The following is a 22,024-nucleotide window of genomic DNA, read 5'->3' on the forward strand; positions in this document are numbered from 1 at the left end:
GATGGACACAGCACCTGATCGGCCCGGGCCCCCTTGCCCGACCGTTCGTCCCGACGACTCGCCGAGGAGCGACGACGCTGATCCGCCGACTCCTCACGTCCCCCGTGTGGCTTGCTACCAGCGAGTTGAACGATAGCAACTCCGTTCGGTCCGACGGGCCGAACGGGTGTTAACCCTACGTGTCCGAACTCAGCTCGCGCAGTGAGGTATGTCGCACACCCGACGGTCGCCTCCGGCGTTCTCGTTCCTGACCGAGCACCCGTCGTCCCAACAGGCCCATACGGCACCCCCCGGGGGCAGACAAAGACGCCAACTCCCCTATGCCGTAGGCAATACAGACAGTCTCAGGCAGAAGTGAGCAGAGTTCCAGCAGTTGCGAAATCAAGTATCGATCGACCGTGCGAGATCGGTCGATGACGGTGTGTACTGTGCTGCGAACGCCTCGTCCCACGGCCGCGGACCGAACCCTGCCCCACTGCCCCGAACCGACTTCCCTGGGAAACCGACTCGATGATCGAACTACCGGACCTGGCGACCGGCGGTCTCGCCGTCGGCATGCTGTCCGCGCTCGCCTTGGGCGGCGGGCTGCTGCACGCACAGCGTCAACAGGCCAGGCAGCGCGCCGAGATCACCGCCCTGCGTCGCCAACTCGAAGGCGTGCTGGAGGCGTTCACCGCCGAGGTGGAGCATCTGGCGGCGCAGCGCGTCCCGGCCGCCGCCCGTCAGCTGGCTCACCCCCATGTCGCCGTACCGGGTCCACTGCATCCGCAGACCGCGGGGTCGCCGCTCGGTCCCGCGCTGGAGAGCGTGCTGAACGGACTGCGCACGGAGCTGTCCACCCAGCGCACGCGCATCGACGCGGCGGCACAGGCCGGCATGCGCGGGGCCACCCGCGAGATCCAGGCTGCGCTGTACCGGCTGCAGGACGCCCTTCGGCAGCTACAGCAGAAGTACGACGACCCGGAGTTGGCGCAGACCCTGTTCCAACTGGACCACGAGAACGAGCAGTCGCTGCGGCGGGCACAGGTCGCGGCCGTGGTGTGCGGGGCATGGGTCGGGCTGGCCCGGGAGGAGTCGCATCTGGTGGAGGCGGTGACCGGCGGCCAGGCCAGGCTCGCGGGCTACCACCGGGTCCGGGTCCACAACCACCTCACCGCCGGCACCGCGCTCGTGTCCCACGCCGTGGAGCCCGTCGCGATCATCGTCGCCGAACTCCTCGACAACGCCCTGCGGCACTCCGCACCGGACACGGACGTCGTGGTCAACCTGGAGCACGTCCATCACGGCGTCTGCGTCACGGTCGACGACGCGGGCCTGGGCATGACCCAGGAGGAACGCGACCGCGCGCAGCGGCTGGTGGCGGGTTCGGAGCCGATTCTCCTCACCGACCTCGGAGATCCGCCGCGCATGGGTCTCGCCGCGATCGGGCAGCTGACCAGGCAGTTCGATCTGGGCGTGGACGTGTCCTCGCCGTCGCCCTACGGCGGGGTCCGGGCGGTGCTGCGCGTCGACAGCCATCTGCTCAGCCATATCGACCCCGCCGAGCGACCGCCCGCGGCGAGTGCGCCGCGCTCCACTCGCAAGGCCTCCCGGGACGAAGCGACCGTCGACACCGGAACCCAGGCATCCGTCGGCGACGACCCCGGCACCGAAGCATCCGCCGGCGCCGCCTCGGAAAGCGGGGCGTCCGGCACCTCGCACGGATACGGCGCCGACCATGACGCCGACGTCTCCGGCCCCGTCTCCGGGCATCACGCCCCGAGCGACACGGGTGGTCTGCCCCGGCGCCGGCGTCGCGCACAGGTCGCCGCGGCGGCGGGTGACATGCCCGCAGCGCGGCCCGCGGTGCGCCGACCGGAGCGGGCCGCCGCCGCGCTGGGTGCGCTGCAGGCCGGTACCGCGGCCGCTCGGTCCGCTGCCGACGAGGACGCCGACGCCGCCTCCACCGCCCCACCGAAGACCGAGCCGGAGAGCGAGGGTGCGGCGCAGCGGCCGACCGAAGCCGCGGCGAACGACACCGAACAGACCGACCATGAAGGGGGAACGGCTCGATGACCAGCCGCGATACGGGAGACACGGCGTGGGTGCTCGATCCGATCCTGCAGGTGCCGCACGTGGTCGCCGCCGTGCTGCTCACGCGGGACGGACTGGTGACCGGGTACACCGACGCACTGAGCCGGCCCTCGGCCGAGCGGGTGGCCGCGATCACCAGCACCGTGCAGGCGGCGTGCCGTACGGCGGCGGCCGCGTTCGCCGACCGGGAGGGCGCCGAGGTACGGCAGGTGGTGATCGAGTCGGACCACGGGTATGTGCTCATCGTGCCGACGGACCACGGCACCTGCGTGGCCGCCTACGGGGACGAGGAGGTGCGCCTGGACCTGCTCGCGCACCGGGTGCACTCGCAGGTGGCGCGGCTGGGCGAGAAGGCGATGGCCGCCGCGCCCCGAGGCGGCGACGGCGACGCACGGGCATGACGGGCCGCCGCGGCGGCCGTCCCCTGGTTCCCGCGTATCTGTCCACCGGCGGTGTGGCCCGGCCCAGCCGGCCCCAGCTGGAGCGGCTGTCGGTGCTCACGGGCACCGGCACACCCGCGCCGACCGGCCTGCCGGCCGCCCAACTCGCCCTGCTGGACGCCCTGGACGCCGGTTCGCTGACGGTCGTGGAGGCCGCTGCGCTGCTGCGGCTGCCGGTGTCCGCGGTGCGTGTGCTGGCGGCCGAACTCGTCGACCGGGACCTGGCGCTGGCCCGTGCGCCGATCCCGCCCGCCGGACGCTTCGACCCCGACCTGCTGAAGAGAGTGGCCGATGGCCTTCGCGCCCTCAAACACCACCCGTGACACCGGCGTCCCCGGCACCGCAAGCCCGGCCGCGGACATCCACCTGCCCGACACCGCCCGCGACCTGGTCAAGATCCTGGTCGCCGGCCCCTTCGGCGTGGGCAAGACGACCCTGATCGACTCCGTCTCCGAGATCCGGCCCCTGCACACCGAGGAGCCGCTCAGCGAGGCGTCCGCGCAGGTGGACGATCTCGCCGGAGTGCGGGACAAGACGACGACCACCGTAGCCGTCGACTTCGGCCGGATCAGCCTGCCCGGCGGGGTGGTGCTGTACCTGTTCGGCACGCCCGGGCAGGAACGGTTCCGGGCGCTGTGGGACGACATCGCGTACGGCGCGCTGGGCGCCCTGATCCTGGTCGACAGCCGGCGGATCGACGCCTCGTTCGACGTACTGGGATTGGTGGAGGAGACGGGACTGCCGTACGCGGTCGCCTTCAACGCCTTCCCGGACGCGCCCCGGCACCACACCGAGGAACAACTGCGCGCCGCCCTGGACCTGGAGGCGGGCACACCCATGGTGACCTGTGACGCGCGGGACGCCGACTCGTCCGTGGACGCGCTGCTCGCACTGGTCCAGCACCTGATCGACCGTCACGTTCCGGAGGACCGGTGACCACCCACTCCCCCGACCGGCAGACCTTCTCGCGCTCCGCCCCCGTGCGGCTGTGGGAGGACGGCTTCGCGCTGGATCCGTACCGCTACTACGAGTCCCTTCGCGCCCAGGGCCCGGTCGGCTGGGCGGAGTTGGCGCCGGGTGTACCGGCGTACGTCGTCACCGACCGGCGGGCGGCGCTGGATCTGCTGCACGACACGGACACCTTCTCGCACGACCCGCGGCCGTGGGAGGCCACGGTCGCCGACGACTCGCCGATCCTCGGCATGATGCGCTGGCGGCCCAACACGCTGTTCGCGGACGGCGCGGCCCATGTCCGCTACCGCACCTCGCTGATCGACACCTTCGACCTGATCGAGCCGCACGACCTGCGGGCGCGTGTGCACCGGGCGGTACGGGTGCTGGTGAGCCGGTTCGGGCCGAAGGGCGAGGCCGATCTGGTGGCCGAGTTCACCCGGCCGCTGATGGCATTGGTGTTCAACAGCCTCTTCGGGATGCCCGACAGCCAGAGCGACCGGCTCAACGCCGCGCTGGGCAAGCTGATGGAGGGCGGCGCCGAAGCGGCCGAGGGCGAGGCGGAGTTCGGCGGCTACGTACTGGAGCTGATCGCCGCCAAGGCCGAGCGGCGGGGCGACGACCTGCCGAGCCGGCTCCTTGACCACCCCGCCGGGCTCACCCCCGAGGAGGTCACCTGGCAGGTGTTCCTCACCCTCGGCGCCGGGCACGAGCCGACGGCCAACCTGGTGTCGAACGCGCTCTCCCGCATCCTCGGCAACCCGCTGTACTACTCCACCCTCACCAGCGGCGCCCGCCCCGTCATGGACGCGGTGGTGGAGGTGCTCCATCACGAGACGCCGCTCGCCAACTACGGCATCCACTACGCCCGCAACCCGGTGTCCTTCCACGGCACATGGATCAGGGCCGCGGTGCCGGTGGTCGTCTCCTACGGGGCGCTCGCGCACTTCGCCGAGCAGGAGGTCACCGGCGGACGCCACCCCAAGGACGCCTCGCACCTGTCCTGGTCGGCGGGCCCGCACGCCTGCCCGGTCCGGCAGCACACGCTGCTGATCGCCACCGAGGCGATCGAGCGGCTCACCCAGTGGCTGCCCGACCTTGAGCCGGTGCTGCCCCGGGCGCGCCTGACCTGGCGGCCCGGCCCCTTCCACCGCTCGCTGACCTCACTGCCCGTCCGGTTCAGCCCTCGCTCCCCCGACCACCCAGGAGTTCCGTCGTGACCGTGACCGACCGCCTCGACCGCGTCGCCATCGACCCGTTCGGCGCCGACATCGCCGCCGAGAGCGCCCGGCTGCGCTCCCTCGGCCCGATCGTGCCCGTGGAACTGCCCGGCGGCATCCCCGCGTGGGCGCCCACGGGCTACGGCACCCTCAAGGCACTCATCCTCGACCCGCGGGTCAGCAAGGACCCCCGACAGCACTGGCGGCTGTGGCCCGAGATAGGAGAACACCCCTCCTGGGGCTGGATCCTGGGCTGGGTCGGCGTGATCAACATGCTGTCGACGTACGGCGCCGACCACACGCGGCTGCGCAGGCTGGTCGCGCCGAGCTTCACCCAGCGGCGCACGGAGAAGATGCGGCCGCGGGTGGAGGCGATCACCGCGGAGCTGCTCGACGCGCTCGACAAAGGCGGCGCGGACGGCGCCGGTGGCGCGGTAGTCGATCTGAAGGCCGGATTCGCCCACCCGCTGCCGATGCGGATGATCTGCGAACTGTTCGGTGTGCCCGAGGAGTTGCGGGAGGACACCGCCGAGCTCATCGCGGCCATCATGGACACCTCCGACCCGAGCCCGGAGCACGCCGCGTTCGTGCAGCAGCAGATCGGCACCGTGCTGGGGGCGCTGATCGCCCACCGCAGCGAGCACCCCGGGGACGATCTGACGACCGAGCTGATCCGGGTGCGCGACGAGGACGGTGACCGGCTCAGCGACGAGGAGCTTCTGTACACACTGCTGCTGGTGATCGGCGCCGGGTTCGAGACGACCGTCAATCTCATCGGCAACGCGGTCGTCGCACTGCTGACCCACCCCGAGCAGCTGGCCGCCGTACGCTCCGGGGAGATCGGCTGGGACGCGGTGATCGACGAGACTCTGCGGGTGCACCCGTCGATCGCATCCCTGCCCCTGCGGTTCGCCGTGACGGACATCGAGGTGGGCGACGTGACCATTGCCGCCGGGGACGCCATCATCACCACGTACGCCGCCGCCGGGCTGGATCCCGTGCACTACGGGCCGGACGCGGACAGCTTCGACGCCTCGCGCGGGGCCGACGACCATCTGGCGTTCGGGATCGGAGTGCACCGGTGCATCGGCGCTCCGCTGGCCCGCGTCGAGGCCCTGACGGCGTTGCCCGCGTTGCTCGACCGCTTCCCCGACCTGCACCTGGCCGTCGGCGCGGACGAGCTGCGTCAGGTGCCGTCGTTCATCGCGTTCGGATGGCAGGAGATTCCGGTGCGGCTGCAGGCCTGAACCGGACACGCGCGGGGACGCGACCGGTCCCCCGTTCCGGTCGTGCCCCCGCGGGAAGACGAACCTACGTCGACGACGCAGGCCTTGGGTATCGCATCCGTGCCCGATGTGCCGCCCTGGGGGCTCACCTGTGCACAAGTGAGTCCGGAAGGCCCGATTTCGGCGCGGGCAGGGCGGGCTGATCCAGATCACCCACCGCGAGATGGGCCAGGACGACCTCGTACAGGTCGCTGCCGCCGGCGAGGAGCTGGCGTTCCAAAACGGGTTCCGCGCTGCGGACGTGCTCGCGGACGGTCTGGGCGTGCACGCCGAGGGTCTGCGCGGCACGCTCGGCGTTGCCGCCCTCGGCGATCCAGGTACGCAGAGTCCGGCGCAGGTCACGCGTGTCGTCCTCCAGGCGCGCGAGCACATCCTGCGCCCAGGTGCGCAGGGCGGGCCCGGACAGCAGGTCGCGCAGCGAGGCCTGAGCGCCTGCCGCGGAACCGTCCGCGTCGGGTACGTCCGCCAGGCTCACCTGGGTGTTGAGTGCCAGGTGGACCACGGCACGGGCGGTCACGTCGGAGAAGTCCGTACGCAGCAGGGCTTCCACGCGTTCCATGCGGGCGCGGACGGTGTTGCGGCTGACGCCGAGGACCTTGGCGGCGCTCACGGCCGTGAACTCCAGGCCCAGCCGGGTGGTGGCGAGCAGTTCCGCGCGGGTGTGGTGCGCGAGGGTGTCGAGCGGGTGCAGGACATTGGCCGCCCAGCCGCGCAGGGGCGCCGGGTCGATGAGGCGCTCGGGGTGGGTGCGTTCGGCGTAGACCGCGGCTTTCCCGGGCCGGAAGTGCGCCACGGCCAGGGCGCTCACTGCCTGCCCGTACGCGGTGGCCGTGCGGGCCAGGCTCTGGCGGGCGCTGCCGCCGATGAACGTGCGCGGGCGCGGGCCGATCAGCGTCCGCAGTTCCCTGGCCTCCGCCTCGCCGGGCGTGACGACGATGACGTGCTCGTCCACCGCCGGGCAGAGCACGACCAGCGCCCGCTCGCCCGTCACGTCGATGCACTCCTCGGCGAGCCGGTCGCGCTCCTGCACGGTGCACTCGACGACGTAGACACACGCGGAGTCCGTGTCCAGCAGGCCGGGCCACAGTCCCGCGGCGACGCGCCGTGCCGAGACGGTGTCCTCCACCATCAGCAACTGCAGGATCGCCAGCCGCAGATCGGACGTCGCCCGCTCGAGCCGGCGCCCGGCTGCGGTCGTCTCGCCCGCCTTCAGCAGCAGTTCGATGACCTGGACGGTGTGCGTGACGATGTCGGAGCTGCGCCGGTCGAAAGGCGTCTCGCGCGACACCGCGAGCACGCCCGCCGACGCCGGGTGCGGGTACGACACCCGGACCATACGCAGGTGGCGGCCCTGGCCCTCCCAGGCGGCCGACGCGATCCGGCCGGCGGCGACGGCCGCGACGAGGTCGTCGTCCAGGTCCGGCAGCGTGCCCGCGAGCAGCGCGCCCGTGTCGTCCTGCAGTGAGGCGGTGCCCTGCACGGCGTCGGCGAGCCAGGCGACGACCCTGCCGACGTCCCGTCCGTTCGGCCGCAGGTGGTCCAGCAACTCCTCCGCCCACGCGGAGGCCTCGGCGCTCCTCGCCCCCGTCCGACGGACCCCGTCCTCTCTGCCAGCCATGTCGGCCTTCACCTCGCCCTGCACGTCACTCACGGCATACCGCCCGGGACGTTACCTCACGCCGCCCTCATCAACACCGTGCCGGACGGCCCGGTCAGCCGAACCGATACATGGACGCACCAGCTATTCGGGCGCCTGCGCAGCCGCATGGCCTCCAGGGCATAGGCTCGGTGAATGGCGAAGTACTTCGACGTGCACCCCGACAATCCTCAGCCGCGCACCATCTCCCAGGTCGCCGACAGCGTCCGCGCAGGTGCGCTCATCGCGTATCCGACGGACTCCTGCTATGCGCTGGGCTGCCGGTTGGGCAGCCGTGACGGCATCGACCGGATCCGGACCATTCGCCGCCTGGACGACCGGCACCACTTCACCCTCGTCTGCCAGGACTTCGCGCAGCTCGGCCAGTTCGTGCGGGTCGACAACGACGTGTTCCGCGCGATCAAGGCGTCGACGCCCGGCAGCTACACGTTCATCCTGCCCGCGACGAGGGAGGTGCCGCGCATGCTCCAGCACCCGAAGAAGAAGACGGTCGGCGTGCGCATCCCCGACCACGTCGTCACGCATGCGCTGCTCACCGAGCTCGGGGAGCCGCTGCTGTCGAGCACGCTGCTGCTGCCCGACGAGGACGAGCCGATGACGCAGGGCTGGGAGATCAAGGACCGGCTCGACCATGTGCTGGACGCGGTCGTCGACTCCGGGGAGTGCGGCACCGAGCCGACGACGGTCATCGACTTCTCGGGCGGCGAGGCGGAGATCGTGCGGAAGGGAGCGGGGGACACGTCCCGATTCGAGTAAAGCCGTCCCCAAGTGGGAGGGGGTGCCGCGGCCCGTTTGTGTGGTGCCTGAAACCATGTGCGCGACCCGGTACCGCCGGGTCGGCGACGCGTTCGCCGTGGACCGCGCAGAGAGGCAACCCCCATGACCTCCGTACAGGGAACAGACGTGGACGTCCCCACCGAGGACGGTGCAGCGGACGCCTACCTGGCCCACCCGGGCGACGGACTTCCCCGGCCGGGCGTCCTCCTCTACCAGGACGCCTTCGGGCTGCGTCCGCAGCTGCGGTCGATGGCCGACCGGCTCGCCGGCGCGGGATACGCGGTCCTGGTGCCGAACGTCTTCTACCGGCACGGGCGCAGCCCGGTGTTCGATCTGCCCGAGTTCATCGACCCCGCCACCCGGCCCGGGCTGTTCGACAGCATCGGCCCGGTCATGCAGTCCCTGACGCCCGAGCTCGCCGTGCGGGACGCCGGTGCCTATCTGCGCTGGATGGCCGAACGGCCCGAGTTCGCCGACGGTCCCGTCGCCCTCACCGGCTATTGCATGGGCGCGCGGCTCGCCCTGCGCACCGCCGGTGCCTACCCGGATCGGGTGGCCGCGGCGGCCGGTTTCCACGGCGGGCAACTGGCGACCGACGCGCCGGACAGCCCGCATCTGGCCGCCGAACACGTCACCGCCGAGCTGTACTTCGGCCACGCCGACGCCGACCACTCGATGCCTCCCGAGCAGATGGAGCGCCTGGCCGCCGCGCTCACCGAGGCCGGGGTCCGCCACCGGTACGAGGTCTACGAAGGCGCCCACCACGGATACACGCAGGCCGACACCGCCGCGTACGACAGGACCGCGGACGAGCGGCACTGGGCGGCGCTGCTCGATCTGCTGAAGCGGACGTTCTGAGCCGCACGCCGCCGAAGAGCCCCGGACCGCGTGGTCCGGGGCTCTCACCATGCTCGGGTGCCGTCCGGTCAGAAGGGCGGTGCGTCCTGTGTGCATCTCGTTCCTGGCGGCGGGAGGACGCCGTCGATGAGGCAACGGCGCCACGGAACCGGGAGGGGAAGAGGTTGGCGTAGGCCGGGTCACACTCGTCGCGGAGGCGGCCCAGTTCCCGGTAGGCGTCGATATGCCGAACCACGGCTCACGTCGGGCGAGTTGCCGGCCGACCGGACATCGCCTGGTCGAGGGCGGGCGGGTTTCGTACCGTGCCGTCGAGGGCTAGGGTCTGGGTGCAGCGAGTCACGAGGAGATGAGGCATGGTCGGTCTTCCGAGCGCGCGTTGACGTTGTAGGCCGTGACCGGCCTGTCATCGCGTGCTGCCCTTGATGTTGCGGCACAGCGAGCTTTCCCCTGCCTGAACCGACGGTGCGCCCGTGGTGCGCCCGGTGACGGCCTCGTTGTCGGCAACCCAAGGGATTCCCGTGCCGTCCGCTTCCTCCCCCGTATCCGATTCCGGTCGCACTCCCCCGTCGAGCCTGCGGCGGAACGCCGACTTCCGCAGACTCTGGCTGGGTCAGACAGCTTCCCAACTCGGTGAACACGCAAGTCTGGTGGTTCTGCCGCTCTTCGCCGTCCTGACGCTCCATGCCAGTGCCGCCCAGCTGGGTGCCCTTCGCGCGGTGGGGCAGGCGCCGATCCTGTTGCTCTCGCTCTTCGTCGGCGCGTGGGTGGACAGGTGGCGGACCCGCACGACCATGGTGCTCACGGACGTCGGCCGGGCTCTGGCACTGGGCGCCGCCGCCCTGGCCGGCCTCTTCGGTTGGCTCGGCCTGCCCGGCCTGCTTGCGCTCGCCTTCGCCGTCGGGGCCCTGTCCGTGTTCTTCGACGTGGCATACCAGGCGTCTCTCGTACGCCTGGTGGAACGCGGCCAACTGGTGCGAGGCAACAGCGCGCTCGAGGGCAGCCGGTCCGCGGCTCAGATCGGCGGTCCCGCTCTCGGCGGCACGATGGTGTCGCTGCTGTCGGCGCCGCTTGCTGCCGCCTCCAGCGCGCTGTTCTTCGCGCTGTCGTTCCTGTCGATCCGGCGAATCCGCCGATCCGAACCGCTCCCGGACCGCCCGCAACACCCACACCCCCCTCGGGTCCGGCGGCAAATCCATGAGGGCCTGCGTTTCGTCGCCGGCGATACCGCGCTGCGGACCGTGTGCCTGGCCTCGGCCGCCTTCCAGTTCTCCTTCGCGGCCACCATGACCGTCTATCTGCTCTTCCTGCCGCGGGAACTGCACCTGTCGGGCACGGCCGTAGGGCTGACGCTTGCGGCGGCGGGGCCGGGTGCGCTGCTGGGCTCCCTGCTGGCCGCGCGCCTGCCGAGGCGGTTCGGCCATGGCGCGGTGCTCGTGGGTGCGGCGGCACTCGGCGACGGCGTGTTCCTGTGTGTGCCCGCGCTGCACGGTTCTTCCGCCGCAACGGTTGCCGCTCTCCTTGCGGTCGGCTTCGTGTTCGGGTTCGGCGGCCAGCTGGTGAACGTCACGGTCATGGCCGTCCGGCAGGCCGTCACTCCGGACGGGATGCAGGGCCGCGCGGCCGCGACGATCACGTTCGTCGGCGGGGGGTTGACCCCGCTCGGTTCCCTGCTCGGCGGGTTCCTCGCTCAGGAGTGGGGGCTGCGCACAAGTCTCCTGGTGACGGCGGCGGGCATGATGCTGTCCCCGGTGATCATGGCGCTGTCCCCGCTCGCGCTCCTGGGACGGGAGCTACCGGTCGCGCACGGCGCGCCGGCCTTCAGCTCGACGGGCGACTCATGCCGGTGCGGGGCTTGGTGGCGTGGACGATGGCGGAGTGCATGCCGTCGGCGACCGGGTGGGTCGGGGTGATCTCGATGTCCGTGAAGCCCGCGGCCTGCAGACCCTGCCGGTACTCGGCGAAGGACAGCGCGCCGGCGATGCAGCCGACGTAGTCGCCGCGCTCGGCCCGCTGCTCCGGGGTGAGGGTGTCGTCGGCGACCACGTCAAAGACGCCGATACGGCCGCCGGGCCGGAGGACGCGGAACGTCTCGGCGAAGACGGCGGGCTTGTCGACGGACAAATTGATCACGCAGTTGGAAATCACCACGTCGATGGTGTCCGCGGGCAGCGGGATCGATTCGATGGCGCCCTTGAGGAACTCGACGTTGGTCGCGCCCGCCTTGGCGGCGTTGGCGAGCGCGAGTTGGAGCATCTCGTCGGTCATGTCCAGTCCGTACGCCTTCCCGTTGGGGCCGACGCGGCGGGCGGAGAGCAGGACGTCGATGCCGCCGCCGGAGCCGAGGTCGAGGACGCGGTCGCCCTCACGGAGCTCGGCGACCGCCGTGGGGTTGCCGCAGCCGAGGGAGGCGGCCACCGCTTGGGCGGGCAGGGCGTCGCGTTCGTCGGCGGCGTAGAGGGTGGAGCCGAAGTTCTCGTCGACCTCGACGGCCTGCGGCCCGCAGCATGCGGTGCCGCCCTCGGTGACCTGTACGGCGGCTGCGGCGTATCGCATGCGGACGGTTTCACGCAGGTCAGTGGACTGCTCGGTCATGTCTGACTCCTGGGTGACGAGGGGGAGGTCACGCCCCGGAAGGGCTTGTATTGATGTTCTTTGATGCAAGCTTGCGCCTTGGATCGAAGAACGTCAACATAGAGGCATGTCGAAACAAGAGCTTGAGGTGATCGGCCAGGACACGGACGACGCCTGCTGCGGCCGACTGGCGTCCGCACCGCTGGCCGACGAGCGGGCGGCGGAGCTGGCCAAGGTGTTCAAGGCGCTCGGGGACCCGGTCCGGCTGCGCCTGCTGTCGATGATCGCCTCCCGGGAGGGGGGCGAGGTCTGCGTCTGCGAGATGACACCCGCGTTCGACCTGTCCCAGCCGACGATCTCCCACCACCTCAAGCTGCTCCGCCAGGCCGGCCTGATCGACTGCGAACGCCGTGGCACGTGGGTCTACTACTGGGTGCTGCCGGGCACCCTGGACAAGCTCGCCGAATTCCTCACCACACCGCGGACCGCGCAGGCGCCCGCCTGACTGCTCACTGCTCGGTGGGTGTCGGAGGGTGGTCTCGTTGCCACTGCCAGGTCCACAACGCGGAGAGGCGGTGATCGTGCTCCCAACCGGGGCGGGAGAGCGAGCCCACGCGTTTGATCGCCTCCTCGGTGCGCGCGTCGTCCCGCCGGAGAAGCCCGTAGGCGGCGTTGAGACGCGTCGTGAATTCATCCTCGTCGAGCAGGGCCGCAAGGGCGTCCGCGACTGCCGCTGTGCGGTCCTTGCTGGGCGCAACGGCCTCTGCGGCGCCGCCCCGCACTGCGGCGACGGGATCGCGCAGCAGCGTGACGAGGGCGTCCGTCACCTCGCGGCTGCCGTCATGGGCCGCAGCGAGCACCCGGCCGGCCTGATCACGCACGTCCCCGTCCTCGTCCGAGGCGAGAACCAGCAGTGCGGCCCGTGCTTCCGGACTCCAGTAGGGCGGGAGCGCATCCCAGTCGAGGAGCAGGTCGGGAACCCGGGCGCGGACGCGGGGGTCCGGGTGATCGGCGTGCCGGAATCCGACGCCCTCCGTCTCCCGGTGCCCTGTCTCGCTCAGGACGCGGAGCACCTCCGCGAGGATCTCGGGGTCCTCCTCACCTTCGGCCGCCCATGCGACGAGCAGGTCCGCCGACTCCTTCTCGTAGGAGTTCCGCCAGCTCCCGTGCCCCATCACGTACCAGAAGATCACGTCGACGACGAACCTGCGGTGGTGCGGATCCGGGCTGTGCCGGTACGCCGTGACAGCGGACCACGTCTCCTTGCTCCGGCGTTCGCTGAGGACCGACCGTACGGACGCCCAGGCGACATGGTCCGGATCGCGCGGCTCCACCGCCCTGGCCACCAGCTCGGCCACGGGCGTCAGGATGCGGAAGGCCCACTCCAGGTCCGTGAGGATCGCGCTGTGCCCGGCGCGGACCGTGCGGTCGCCGAGGGTCAGCTGCTCCACGTGGTCGTACTCGTCGTCCAGCACCCGGACCCGGTGGGCGGGGCCGGACGCGCCCGTCAGGCGCCGGAGTTCGCCCTCCGCACCCGACTCGTGCAAGCGCCGGGCCAGGGCCAGCAGTCGCTCCCGTTCCGCCTCGGGCAGGCGAAGTCGCGGCTCCCGGCCCAGGACGGCTCCCACCATCGCCGGTGAGCCGCCCTCGACCGCCCGGACCAGCGGAGTCGTTCCGTCCGGCAGCAGCCGGTCCGGATCCGCGCCGCCCTCGACCAGCACCCGCGCGACGCCGGCGTCGAAGGCGGCGACCGCCGGACACAGCACCGGCAGCCCGTCGTCAGTGACCGTGTCCGGGGCGGCTCCCGACTCCAGCAGCGCCCTCGCGGCCTCTGCGTCCCCGCGTCGCACCGCCGCGACGAGCTCCGTAGCGTCCAAGTTTTCGCTGTCCCCCCGCCTCGTACCGACCGCCCGTCTGTCCTGCTCTCCGCCGAGCAGGCAAGACCGGCCCAGGTGAGGGTAGTTCCGCCGTTCCTGGGCCGCGACAGGATTTACGCCGCGCCCCACTCCCCGCCCCGCAGTCGGCTACTTCAGGGATTCGAAGTACGCCTTCTGCGCCGGGTAGTACTGCTCGAACTCGGGCTGGGGCCCGCCCGTGCGGGCGGCGGTGAGCATGTCCAGGTAGTACTCCCAGCCCGGGCCCGTCTCACCGAGTTGTTCCGTCGAGGTGAGGTGGTGGATCAGCCGGAGCTCGGTGGTGCCGTCGGCCTCGGCCAGGAGCAGCTCCAGGGACCACGAGCCGACGGCGTCATCCGTCATGACGGCGAGTCGGTGCGGCGGTTCGCAGGCTTCGATCCGCATCGGGTACCAGGGTGCCGACTCCTCGAACACCAACTGCACCTCGACCGTCCGGCCGGGCCCGGCCTCGCCGCGCCAGGGGCCGAACCAGCGGGCGGTACGCTCCGGTTCGGTGACACTCGCCCAGACGTCGTCGACCGGGGCACGGTAGGTGCGGGTGATGATCAGGTCGTACCCCGTCGAGGTGGGTACGAGCTGCCCGGTGGGTTCAGGGTTCATGCCGTGTCCTCCTGGGGCGCGGTTCGCGGGGTGTCGGCGGGGGTCGAACGGGTGCGGCCCCTGCGCGTCCGGTGGACCTCGGTCTCCAGCGCCGCGAGGCGCTGCGACCAGTCGGACCGCTGGGTGTCGAACTGGGCGAGCCAGTCGGTGAGGGGCCCCAGCCGCGAGCGGTTGAGCGAGTAGCGCCGATGACGTCCGGACTGCTCGTCCCGGACGAGACCGCTCTCGCGCAGCACCCGCAGATGACGGCTCACCGCCGGCCGGCTGATGGAGAACCCGGCGGCGATGTCGCCCGCCGTCAGCGGCGCGTGTCGCAACATGACCAGGATCTCCCGGCGCACGGGATCGGCGATCGCGTCGGCCACGTCCGTCAGTTCGTCCACGGAAAAAGCGTAACCCATCGGTTACGCATTTGCGGCGGAGGCAGGCAAGCGGGCGGCATTCCAGATGTCGGGGCGAGCGTGGGGGACCCAACCGCGGATATGCGTCACCGGGAGGGCGGGCGCAAGCTGGACGTGTGCCCGCTTCGTCCGCCGGCGCCAGACGTGTGGGGAGAACTCGGATGACTTCGATGGCGAACCTGCCGGAGGTGGTGTCGCGCGAGGAGTGGGTCGCCGCCCGTAGGGAGCTGTTGGCCAAGGAGAAGGAGCTGACGCGGGCCCGTGACCGGGTCAACGCCGAGCGGCGGCGGCTGCCGATGGTGCGCGTCGACAAGCCGTACACCTTCGAGGGGCCGGACGGGCAGGTCGGTCTGCTCGATCTGTTCGAGGGGCGGCCCCAGCTCGTCATGCACCACTTCATGTGGACCTACGACATCGACGCGGACGGCACCGAGCACCCCCGCGACACGGGCTGCTCGAGCTGCTCCTCCGCGGCTGACCAGATCCCCGCCAGGCTGCGGCAGCTGCACGTCCGTAACACGACGCTGGCCGCGGTGAGCCGGGCGCCGTACGCGAAGCTCGCCGCGTACCGGGCGCGGATGGGGTGGACGTTCCCCTGGTATTCCTCGGCCGGCAGCGACTTCAACTACGACTTCCACTCCACCGTCGACGACCGGGTCGCACCGGTTGAGGTCGACCAGCGCACCGAGGCCGAGCTGGCCGAGGCCGGAACGCCGTGGTCGGAGGCCATGCGCGGCGACTATCCGGGCATCAGCGCGTTTCTGCGCGTCGGGGACGACGTCTTCCACACCTACTCCACGTTCGGCCGCGGCATCGAGGAGTTCCACAACGGCTATCCGCACCTCGACCTCACCGCGCTCGGCCGCCAGGAGGCGTGGGAGGAGCCCAAGGGCCGCGCGGAGCCGCTCGGAATGCAGGTCGGCGGGCCCGGTCTGCGACTGCCCGACGAGTACGACGCCTGACGACGACGCCCGACGTCGACGCGACATGCCGACCGCCGCCCGACGGTCCTGCCGTCGGGTGTGCGGGGTTTACCGTCGGCGGCATGGACGGTGATCGCCGAGGGTGGCTCGCGTGTGTGCTCAGCGGGGCGGTGTTCGCCGTGTGCATGGCCGGCACCACGCTGCCGACTCCGCTGTACGGCCACTACCAGGACAAGTTCGGGTTCTCCGAGCTGACGGTCACCGTCGTCTACGCCGTGTACGCCTTCGGAGTCATCGGCGTGCTGCTGCTGGCGGGCAATGCCTCGGACGCCGTGGGCAGGCGTCCGGTGATTTTGCCGGGACTGGGATTCGCGGCTGCGAGTGCCGTCTGCTTCCTGTGCGCCACGGGGCTGGGCTGGCTGTACGCGGGACGGCTGCTGTCGGGACTGTCCGCCGGTCTGCTCACCGGGGCCGCGACGGCGTACGTGATGGAGCTGGCCCCGCAAGGTGGCGCCTCCCGGGCCACGTTGGTCGCGACCGCCGCCAACATGGGCGGACTGGGCTGCGGTCCGCTGCTCGCCGGAGTGCTGGCTCAGTACGCTCCGTGGCCGCTGTACCTGCCGTTCATCGTTCACCTCGCGCTCGTGGCGTGCGCGGTCGCCGTGCTGGTGTGGCTCCCGGAGACCGTACGGGAGCGACGGTCACTGCGTACGGTGCGGCCGCAACGGCCCAGCCTGCCCGCGCAGGTGAGGGCGGTGTTCGGGCCGGCGGCGATCGCCTCGTTCGTGGGTTTCGCGCTGTTCGGGGTGTTCACATCGGTCAGCCCGGCGTTCCTGGCCGAGTCCCTCAACGAACGCAACCACGCCGTCAGCGGGCTGGTCGTGGCGCTGGCCTTCTTCGCCTCGACCGCCGGGCAACTGGCCGTCGGCCCGGTCGGGGTGGGGCGATCGCTGCCACTGGGCTGCGCCGTCCTCCTCGGCGGGCTGGCGCTGCTCGCGGGCGCACTGTGGTGGGACCTGCTGTGGCTGGTCGTGCTGAGCGCGATCGTCGGCGGAATCGGGCAGGGGCTGTCGTTCCGCGGGGCACTGTCCGCGATCGCCGCAGCGTCTCCGGCGGAGCAGCGCGCGGCGGTGATCTCGACGCTGTTCGTGGTGGCCTACGCGGGCATCTCGGTTCCGGTGATCGGTGTGGGCCTCCTGACGGAACCGATGGGGTTGGAGGGCGCGGGCCTGGTGTTCATCGCCTGTATGACCGTCCTGGTTTCGAGCGCGGCCGCCTATCTGCTGCGGCGGCCGGTACCGGTGGAGGCCTGACCCTGTGCGGGCACGGTGCGCCGCACAGGTCCGAGCCGGTCCGCGGCAGCTGGGCCCTGTCTTTGGATCAGCTCGGCTGTGAGGATCGGTTCCTCTTGGCCCAGGCGCTTTCGGGGAACGGCAGGGAAGCGAGCCAGTCGGTCAGCAGTGCGTTGGTCTCCTCGGGGCGTTCCTGCTGGATCCAGTGGCCGCAGCCGTCGAGGACGTGTGACGAGCTCAGGCTGGGCAGGGTCGCGGGGAAGGCCTTGATCGCGTCGGCCAGCCATGTGGTCGAGGCGTCCAGTGCGCCGCCGAGGAACAGCGAGGGCTGGGTGATGGGGGCGCCGGTGTGGTCGGCCAGATCGGCCCAGTCGCGGTCCATGTTCCGATAGCGGTTCAGGGCGCCGGTCATGCCGGTGCGTTCGAACTCTCCCGCGTAGACGTCCAGGTCCGACTCGTCGAGCCAGGCGGGCACCCGGCCGGCCGGGAACCTGTCCCGCAGCGTGCCACCGGGGCCGACGAAGTGCGGGTCCGGGGCGTCGGCGGCCGGCAGGGTGTCGGCGGACAGGGCGGCGTAGAAGCCCGCGAGCCAGCCTCGGACGTCCGGCTCGATCTCGGCCTCGGCCCGACCGGGCTGCTGGAAGTAGGAGACATAGAACTCGTCCGGGCCGCCCAAGTGCGCGAAGACCTCGCTCGGCTTCGGACCGCCGGGCGGGGTGTAGGGCACGCTCAACAGCCCGACCGCGCGGAACACGTCGGGTCGCAGCAGCGCGGAGGTCGCCGCGATGGTCGCGCCCCAGTCGTGCCCGACGATCACCGCGGACCGCTCACCGAGGGCCTCCACCACGGCGACGTTGTCCTCCACCAGCTCCAGCATCCGGTACGAGTCCACCGACTCCGGCCTGGAGGAGCGCCCGTAACCGCGCACGTCCAGGGCGACCGTGCGGTACCCGGCCGCGGCCAGCGCCGGCAGTTGGTGGCGCCACGAGTACCAGGACTCCGGGAAGCCGTGCACGAGGAGGACGAGCGGCCCCGTCCCCGCTTCCGCGAGATGGAGCCTTCCGGCGGGAGCGGGTACCAGGCGGTGTGTGACGTCCGTTGTCTGGGCGGGGTGCGACATGAGTCCTCCGGAACTCCGATCGGTGGCCGCGCCGGGCGTCGCGGCCTCAAGGGAAGGCGCGAGGGTCCGCGCGTCGTCCCGCCATCGTGGGTCGCGTGCCGCGGCGTCGCGAACCTCGTTGCCGGTTCGGCAACATCGGCCCTCGGGCGTCCGGTGCAGGGGGTGTGACGCTGTCGGCGGCCCGCTCAGTCGCGTACCCGATCCGTCCGTGCCGACAGCCCCCGGCGCAGACACTCGGCCAGCCGGGTGGCGATGGTGCCGTCGGGGTCGAGGCGAGGGTTGAAGATCGTGACGTCGAGTCCTACGGCTCGCGGGTCGCCCAGTGCCGTCCGCAGCACGCTCTCCAGCTCTTCCCAGGTCAGCCCGCCGGGTAGGCGGTAGTCGACGGCGGGCATGATCGCGTCGTCCAGGACATCGACGTCCAGGTGGACCCAGAACCCGGTACGCGCGCCTGCGGTGAGCCGGTCGACGGCGCCGCGCGCTGCCGTGGCGGCGCCCGCCGCGCGCACTCCTTCGAGGTCGATCGCCTGCAGCGCGGGGGGAAGCGGCTGCATGCCCGCCTGAGCCGATTCGTCGGCGTCGCGGAAGCCGAGGGCCACGACGTCCTCGTCGCGCACCAGGGGGCCGCGGTCCTCGAGGTCGGTGAGCAGCCGGGGGCCTCGGCCGGTGGCCAGGGCGAGGTCCATCGAGGCCGCCTCGCCGTACGGCTCGGCCGAGGGCTGGTAGAAGTCGGTGTGGCCGTCGAGGAACAGCAGGCCGTGGCGTCCGCGGCGGCGCAGGGCGAGGAGGTTGCCGAGCAGGATGCTGCAGTCTCCGCCCAGGACGACCGGGAAACGGCCGCCGTCGAGGACGTCTCCGACGGCGTCGGCGAGGCGGGCGGAGTACTCCGCGATGGCCTGGGGGTTGAGGACTCCGGTGCCGGGGTCCCGCGTCGGGTCGTAGGCCGGCGGTTGGACGCGGCCGGCCCGTACCGCGTGGAGACCGTCCGGCAGGCCGGCGTCGAGCAGGGCCGTCGGCAGGTCCTGGACCCCGGACGGCCGCAGGCCGAGGACGGACGGTGCCTCGATGATCGCGAGCTCCTGCATGTCCGGCCCTTCCCGTCACTGCCTGCCGCCGCTCTCCCCTCCATCTGTGCCACATCCGGTGGACGGCCACCACTTGTGGCCCGCCGGTGCGGGGAAGGCTGGAGCCCGTGCGCGCCGCCCTAGTAGCAGGCATTCCAGACCGCGATTCCCGTCTGGCTGAAACTCGCCGCTGCCTGACCGGAGTTGCCCCACGGTGATACACATTTCAACGGCTACCGGCGGTAAAGGCTTGCTTTGCACATCCTTCACACGTACACCTTGCTCCACAACTGGCCAGAACTCTGGGGGGCGTTGGCTCATGGAAGGCACGGTTGACGGGTTCCGCTACGGTGTGGTGACCCCGGTGGCAGCCGATTTGATGGCCTGCCTGGGAGCAGCGTTAGGACTGCGGTGCATCGTCCGGTCCTTGCTCAACGAACAGTCGTGGAAACCCGGTTGGCTGGCGCTCGGCGCCGCGTCGATCGGCTGCGGCATCTGGACGATGCACTTCATCGCCATGATCGGCTTCGAGGTCGAGGAGACCCGGATCCGTTACGACGCCGGTCTCACCGTCCTCAGCCTCGCCGTGGCGATCCTGGTGGTCGGCATCGGCGTGTTCGTCGTGGGCTACCAGGGCGCGAGCAGGCGCACGCTGGCCGGCGCGGGCGTCGTCACCGGACTCGGTGTGGCGGCCATGCACTATCTGGGCATGGCGGCGCTGCGCCTCGACGGCAGCATCCGGTACGACACGTTCACGGTGGGACTCTCCGTCCTGATCGCGATCGTCGCCGCGACCGCCGCTCTGTGGGCGGCCGTCACCATCCGCGGCTTCCTCACCAGTCTCGGCGCCAGCCTGGTCATGGGCGTGGCCGTGTCCGGGATGCACTACACCGGCATGGCCGCCGTCAGCGTCCATCTGCACGGCACGACCGGCGCGTCATGGGCGGGCGACTCGTCCTCCTCGCTGCTGCTTCCCATGCTCCTGGGGCCGATCGTCTTCCTCGTCCTGGCCGGCGTGGTGGTGATGTTCGACCCGCTGCTGGTCCTCGGCGAGGGCGAGCGCAGCCGCCCCGGCACAGCACGCCGGTTCGGCACGGCCCAGCGACCCGGCACCCGACAACAGCCCGACCACGACCCCGGGGTCAGGGCCCCTGCCCGCACCCCGCAGCCCAACCGGGAACCGTACGCCCGCAAGTGGTGACCCGGGAGCGCGGCGACGCGCCGGGGCGGCGCTCCCCCCTCTCGACCTTCTCTAGATCATTGTTACGGTGCACCGGTGTCTGACTCCTCACGCGATACCGCCGAAGGCGCCGGCTGGGGCGCCCCCGAACTGGGCACGTACAAGCGGCTGATGCCGACCAAGGTCGAGAAGATCTCCTGGCTCAACCCCAAGATGCTGTGGGCCGCCCGCAACGGCGTGCTCGCGTCCTGGTTCGGGGATCCCACGGGCCGTACCCGCAGCCGCTGGGTGGCGCAGCGGACGGCCGCGGGCTCGCCCGCCGACAAGGTGATCCGGCGCGACGACCCGGACCGGTTCTCGTTCCTCGTCATCGGCGACACCGGCGAGGGCGACGATCCCCAGTACGCCGTCGTGCCCGGTTTCCTGAGGACGGGTCAGGACACCAGGTTCGCGGTCCTCGCCAGTGACGTGATCTATCCGGTCGGCAGCGCCGACGACTACGGCCCCAAGTTCTTCCGGCCGTACCAGGATTACCAGGCACCGATCTACGCGATACCCGGCAACCACGACTGGTACGAGGACCTCGGCGCGTTCATGCGCGTCTTCTGCGACGACGCCCCGCCCCTCGCGCCGGAGCCCGCACCGCGTCCGCTCAGCCGGGCTCGGCTGCGGTCGCTGCTGTGGCACCGCCCACGCAAGAACGACGGTCAACGACTCGCGGACGCGCGTGAGTTGAGGTCGGCTGAGGTCCAACAGGCCGTCCAGCCGGGGCCGTACTGGGCGATCGACGCCGGGCCGGTGCGGATCATAGGCATCGACACCGGACTCCTCGGGACCATCGACGCCGAACAGGGCGCGTGGCTGCGCGAGGTGTCGAAGGATCCACGCCCGAAGATCCTCATCACCGGCTCGCCGCTGTACGTGGACGGCGAACACCACCCCTGCACGATCGAGGGCGGCGGGACCGTCGACGAGATCGTCCGCGACCCGGCCCACCGCTACGTCGCGGCGATCGGTGGTGACATCCACAACTACCAGCGCTACCCGGTCCAGGTCGACGGCCGCACGATCCAGTACGTGGTCGCGGGCGGCGGCGGCGCGTTCATGCACGCCACCCACACCATCCCGCGGGTCGACGTCGCGAACGTCGCCGAGAAGGAGTTCCGCTGCTACCCGCTGCGCGGCGACTCCCTGGCCTTCTACAGCAAGCTCTACGGCCGCAGGCTGCACCTGCGTCGCTTCTTCACCGTCACCGAGGCACAGGCTGCGGCCGTCGTCGCCGAGCGCCTCGGCATCCCGCTGACCCGAGCCCAGCAGACGACGACCCGCATCACATGGCGCATCCGCCTGGTCGCCAGTCTGCTCGGCGCCGGCCGCCGTCCGGACCGCACGGCCCGGTTCCGCCTCCCCGTGCGCAAGATCTACACGCAGCTGTTCTCACCGAGCTCGGCGACCTACAGCCCGCCCTTCTTCAAGTGCTTCCTGCGTCTGGACGTCACGCCGGAGGCGGTCCGCCTGCGCTGCCACGCCGCGACCGGCAACCGCGCGCAGGAGGTCGACCCGCCGGTCGAGGACGAGGTGACGATCCCCTTGCACTGATCGGGGACCTGCACTGATCGCGGACTCGCACTGATCGCGGACTTGCACTGAGCGCGGGCTTGCCCTGATCGCGGGCGGCGGGAACACCGCGGGCGT

General features: G+C 71.4%; 21 protein-coding genes. 14 read left to right on the plus strand and 7 right to left on the minus strand.

Annotated elements, in window-relative coordinates:
- Positions 1-510: 510 nt before the first annotated feature.
- From AB5J55_RS02110 to AB5J55_RS02135, 6 genes are read left to right on the plus strand one after another with little or no spacing between them, the layout of a single operon-like run.
- The gene (locus tag AB5J55_RS02110; RefSeq protein WP_369268977.1) at positions 511-2,055 is read left to right on the plus strand and encodes an ATP-binding protein; all 1,545 of its coding nucleotides are present in this window, start codon (positions 511-513) and stop codon (positions 2,053-2,055) included.
- Positions 2,052-2,474 (plus strand): roadblock/LC7 domain-containing protein, encoded by a 423-nt coding sequence (locus AB5J55_RS02115; protein WP_328883901.1) that lies wholly within the window; start codon positions 2,052-2,054, stop codon positions 2,472-2,474. Before AB5J55_RS02110 ends, AB5J55_RS02115 begins: the two co-directional genes overlap by 4 nt.
- Complete coding sequence (locus tag AB5J55_RS02120) at positions 2,471-2,836, plus strand: DUF742 domain-containing protein (RefSeq protein ID WP_369268978.1); 366 nt, start codon at positions 2,471-2,473, stop codon at positions 2,834-2,836. Before AB5J55_RS02115 ends, AB5J55_RS02120 begins: the two co-directional genes overlap by 4 nt.
- Positions 2,805-3,449 carry an ATP/GTP-binding protein gene (locus AB5J55_RS02125; RefSeq protein ID WP_369268979.1) on the plus strand — a complete coding sequence of 215 codons (645 nt, stop codon included), beginning with the start codon at positions 2,805-2,807 and terminating at the stop codon, positions 3,447-3,449. The genes AB5J55_RS02120 and AB5J55_RS02125 overlap by 32 nt, the downstream gene beginning before the upstream one ends.
- Positions 3,446-4,684, plus strand: coding sequence for a cytochrome P450 (locus AB5J55_RS02130; protein ID WP_369268980.1), 1,239 nt, complete (start codon positions 3,446-3,448; stop codon positions 4,682-4,684). The genes AB5J55_RS02125 and AB5J55_RS02130 overlap by 4 nt, the downstream gene beginning before the upstream one ends.
- Positions 4,681-5,931: a cytochrome P450 gene (locus AB5J55_RS02135; protein WP_369268981.1), complete on the plus strand. Its 1,251-nt coding sequence runs from the start codon at positions 4,681-4,683 to the stop codon at positions 5,929-5,931. Before AB5J55_RS02130 ends, AB5J55_RS02135 begins: the two co-directional genes overlap by 4 nt.
- A gap of 124 nt (positions 5,932-6,055) precedes the next feature.
- On the opposite strand, the gene AB5J55_RS02140 is transcribed toward AB5J55_RS02135, so the two are convergent.
- Complete coding sequence (locus AB5J55_RS02140) at positions 6,056-7,588, minus strand: helix-turn-helix domain-containing protein (RefSeq protein ID WP_369268982.1); 1,533 nt, start codon at positions 7,586-7,588, stop codon at positions 6,056-6,058.
- A 174-nt stretch (positions 7,589-7,762) separates the two neighbouring features.
- Here AB5J55_RS02140 and AB5J55_RS02145 point away from each other — a divergent pair, with 174 nt between their 5' ends.
- The 3 genes from AB5J55_RS02145 (at position 7,763) to AB5J55_RS02155 (ending at position 11,172) form a co-directional block, all read left to right on the plus strand.
- Positions 7,763-8,383 (plus strand): L-threonylcarbamoyladenylate synthase, encoded by a 621-nt coding sequence (locus AB5J55_RS02145; RefSeq protein ID WP_369268983.1) that lies wholly within the window; start codon positions 7,763-7,765, stop codon positions 8,381-8,383.
- A gap of 123 nt (positions 8,384-8,506) precedes the next feature.
- Positions 8,507-9,262, plus strand: coding sequence for a dienelactone hydrolase family protein (locus AB5J55_RS02150; protein ID WP_369268984.1), 756 nt, complete (start codon positions 8,507-8,509; stop codon positions 9,260-9,262).
- 518 nt (positions 9,263-9,780) lie between these two features.
- Entirely contained in the window at positions 9,781-11,172 is a 1,392-nt protein-coding gene (locus AB5J55_RS02155) for an MFS transporter (RefSeq protein ID WP_369268985.1), read from the plus strand.
- Here the strand turns inward: AB5J55_RS02155 and arsM are convergent.
- On the minus strand, positions 11,081-11,854 hold the full coding sequence (arsM, locus tag AB5J55_RS02160) for an arsenite methyltransferase (RefSeq protein WP_369268986.1): 774 nt from the start codon (positions 11,852-11,854) through the stop codon (positions 11,081-11,083). The two genes, AB5J55_RS02155 and arsM, sit on opposite strands and share 92 nt — an antisense overlap.
- A 106-nt stretch (positions 11,855-11,960) precedes the next feature.
- On the opposite strand from arsM, the gene AB5J55_RS02165 reads away from it, so the two are divergent.
- Complete coding sequence (locus AB5J55_RS02165; RefSeq protein WP_369268987.1) at positions 11,961-12,338, plus strand: ArsR/SmtB family transcription factor; 378 nt, start codon at positions 11,961-11,963, stop codon at positions 12,336-12,338.
- 4 nt (positions 12,339-12,342) lie between these two features.
- Here AB5J55_RS02165 and AB5J55_RS02170 read toward each other — a convergent pair whose 3' ends face one another.
- The 3 genes from AB5J55_RS02170 to AB5J55_RS02180 all read right to left on the minus strand — a co-directional run bounded on the left by AB5J55_RS02170 (position 12,343) and on the right by AB5J55_RS02180 (position 14,732).
- Positions 12,343-13,710 carry a HEAT repeat domain-containing protein gene (locus tag AB5J55_RS02170; RefSeq protein ID WP_369268988.1) on the minus strand — a complete coding sequence of 456 codons (1,368 nt, stop codon included), beginning with the start codon at positions 13,708-13,710 and terminating at the stop codon, positions 12,343-12,345.
- Between the two features lie 147 nt (positions 13,711-13,857).
- A complete protein-coding gene (locus AB5J55_RS02175) occupies positions 13,858-14,349 on the minus strand; it encodes an SRPBCC family protein (RefSeq protein WP_369268989.1) in 492 nt (163 codons plus the stop codon).
- The gene (locus tag AB5J55_RS02180) at positions 14,346-14,732 is read right to left on the minus strand and encodes a metalloregulator ArsR/SmtB family transcription factor (protein WP_369268990.1); all 387 of its coding nucleotides are present in this window, start codon (positions 14,730-14,732) and stop codon (positions 14,346-14,348) included. Before AB5J55_RS02180 ends, AB5J55_RS02175 begins: the two co-directional genes overlap by 4 nt.
- A gap of 179 nt (positions 14,733-14,911) precedes the next feature.
- Here AB5J55_RS02180 and AB5J55_RS02185 point away from each other — a divergent pair, with 179 nt between their 5' ends.
- Both AB5J55_RS02185 and AB5J55_RS02190 read left to right on the plus strand, forming a co-directional pair.
- A complete protein-coding gene (locus AB5J55_RS02185; protein WP_369268991.1) occupies positions 14,912-15,712 on the plus strand; it encodes a DUF899 domain-containing protein in 801 nt (266 codons plus the stop codon).
- Between the two features lie 83 nt (positions 15,713-15,795).
- Positions 15,796-16,986: an MFS transporter gene (locus tag AB5J55_RS02190; protein WP_369268992.1), complete on the plus strand. Its 1,191-nt coding sequence runs from the start codon at positions 15,796-15,798 to the stop codon at positions 16,984-16,986.
- A gap of 67 nt (positions 16,987-17,053) precedes the next feature.
- Here AB5J55_RS02190 and AB5J55_RS02195 read toward each other — a convergent pair whose 3' ends face one another.
- Together AB5J55_RS02195 and AB5J55_RS02200 are read right to left on the minus strand one after the other, a co-directional pair.
- Positions 17,054-18,085, minus strand: a complete 1,032-nt coding sequence (locus tag AB5J55_RS02195) for an alpha/beta fold hydrolase (RefSeq protein WP_369268993.1) — start codon at positions 18,083-18,085, stop codon at positions 17,054-17,056.
- Positions 18,086-18,270: 185 nt separating this feature from the next.
- Entirely contained in the window at positions 18,271-19,170 is a 900-nt protein-coding gene (locus tag AB5J55_RS02200) for an arginase family protein (RefSeq protein WP_369268994.1), read from the minus strand.
- 298 nt (positions 19,171-19,468) lie between these two features.
- Here AB5J55_RS02200 and AB5J55_RS02205 point away from each other — a divergent pair, with 298 nt between their 5' ends.
- Positions 19,469-20,350 (plus strand): MHYT domain-containing protein, encoded by an 882-nt coding sequence (locus AB5J55_RS02205; RefSeq protein WP_369268995.1) that lies wholly within the window; start codon positions 19,469-19,471, stop codon positions 20,348-20,350.
- Positions 20,351-20,425: 75 nt separating this feature from the next.
- Entirely contained in the window at positions 20,426-21,928 is a 1,503-nt protein-coding gene (locus AB5J55_RS02210; protein WP_369268996.1) for a metallophosphoesterase, read from the plus strand.
- The last annotated feature ends 96 nt before the right edge of the window (positions 21,929-22,024 follow it).

The organism is Streptomyces sp. R11 (assembly GCF_041051905.1).
GTDB lineage: Bacteria > Actinomycetota > Actinomycetes > Streptomycetales > Streptomycetaceae > Streptomyces.

Excerpts from the sequence above, each read along its gene's own strand:
- AB5J55_RS02125 (WP_369268979.1), top strand. The coding sequence starts at position 2,805 with ATGGCCTTCGCGCCCTCAAACACCACCCGTGACACCGGCGTCCCCGGC.
- AB5J55_RS02200 (WP_369268994.1), bottom strand. The coding sequence starts at position 19,170 with ATGCAGGAGCTCGCGATCATCGAGGCACCGTCCGTCCTCGGCCTGCGG.
- AB5J55_RS02150 (WP_369268984.1), top strand. The coding sequence starts at position 8,507 with ATGACCTCCGTACAGGGAACAGACGTGGACGTCCCCACCGAGGACGGT.
- AB5J55_RS02195 (WP_369268993.1), bottom strand. The coding sequence starts at position 18,085 with ATGTCGCACCCCGCCCAGACAACGGACGTCACACACCGCCTGGTACCC.
- AB5J55_RS02190 (WP_369268992.1), top strand. The coding sequence starts at position 15,796 with ATGGACGGTGATCGCCGAGGGTGGCTCGCGTGTGTGCTCAGCGGGGCG.
- AB5J55_RS02175 (WP_369268989.1), bottom strand. The coding sequence starts at position 14,349 with ATGAACCCTGAACCCACCGGGCAGCTCGTACCCACCTCGACGGGGTAC.
- AB5J55_RS02140 (WP_369268982.1), bottom strand. The coding sequence starts at position 7,588 with ATGGCTGGCAGAGAGGACGGGGTCCGTCGGACGGGGGCGAGGAGCGCC.
- AB5J55_RS02145 (WP_369268983.1), top strand. The coding sequence starts at position 7,763 with ATGGCGAAGTACTTCGACGTGCACCCCGACAATCCTCAGCCGCGCACC.
- arsM (WP_369268986.1), bottom strand. The coding sequence starts at position 11,854 with ATGACCGAGCAGTCCACTGACCTGCGTGAAACCGTCCGCATGCGATAC.
- AB5J55_RS02110 (WP_369268977.1), top strand. The coding sequence starts at position 511 with ATGATCGAACTACCGGACCTGGCGACCGGCGGTCTCGCCGTCGGCATG.
- AB5J55_RS02120 (WP_369268978.1), top strand. The coding sequence starts at position 2,471 with ATGACGGGCCGCCGCGGCGGCCGTCCCCTGGTTCCCGCGTATCTGTCC.
- AB5J55_RS02115 (WP_328883901.1), top strand. The coding sequence starts at position 2,052 with ATGACCAGCCGCGATACGGGAGACACGGCGTGGGTGCTCGATCCGATC.
- AB5J55_RS02185 (WP_369268991.1), top strand. The coding sequence starts at position 14,912 with ATGACTTCGATGGCGAACCTGCCGGAGGTGGTGTCGCGCGAGGAGTGG.
- AB5J55_RS02205 (WP_369268995.1), top strand. The coding sequence starts at position 19,469 with ATGGAAGGCACGGTTGACGGGTTCCGCTACGGTGTGGTGACCCCGGTG.
- AB5J55_RS02165 (WP_369268987.1), top strand. The coding sequence starts at position 11,961 with ATGTCGAAACAAGAGCTTGAGGTGATCGGCCAGGACACGGACGACGCC.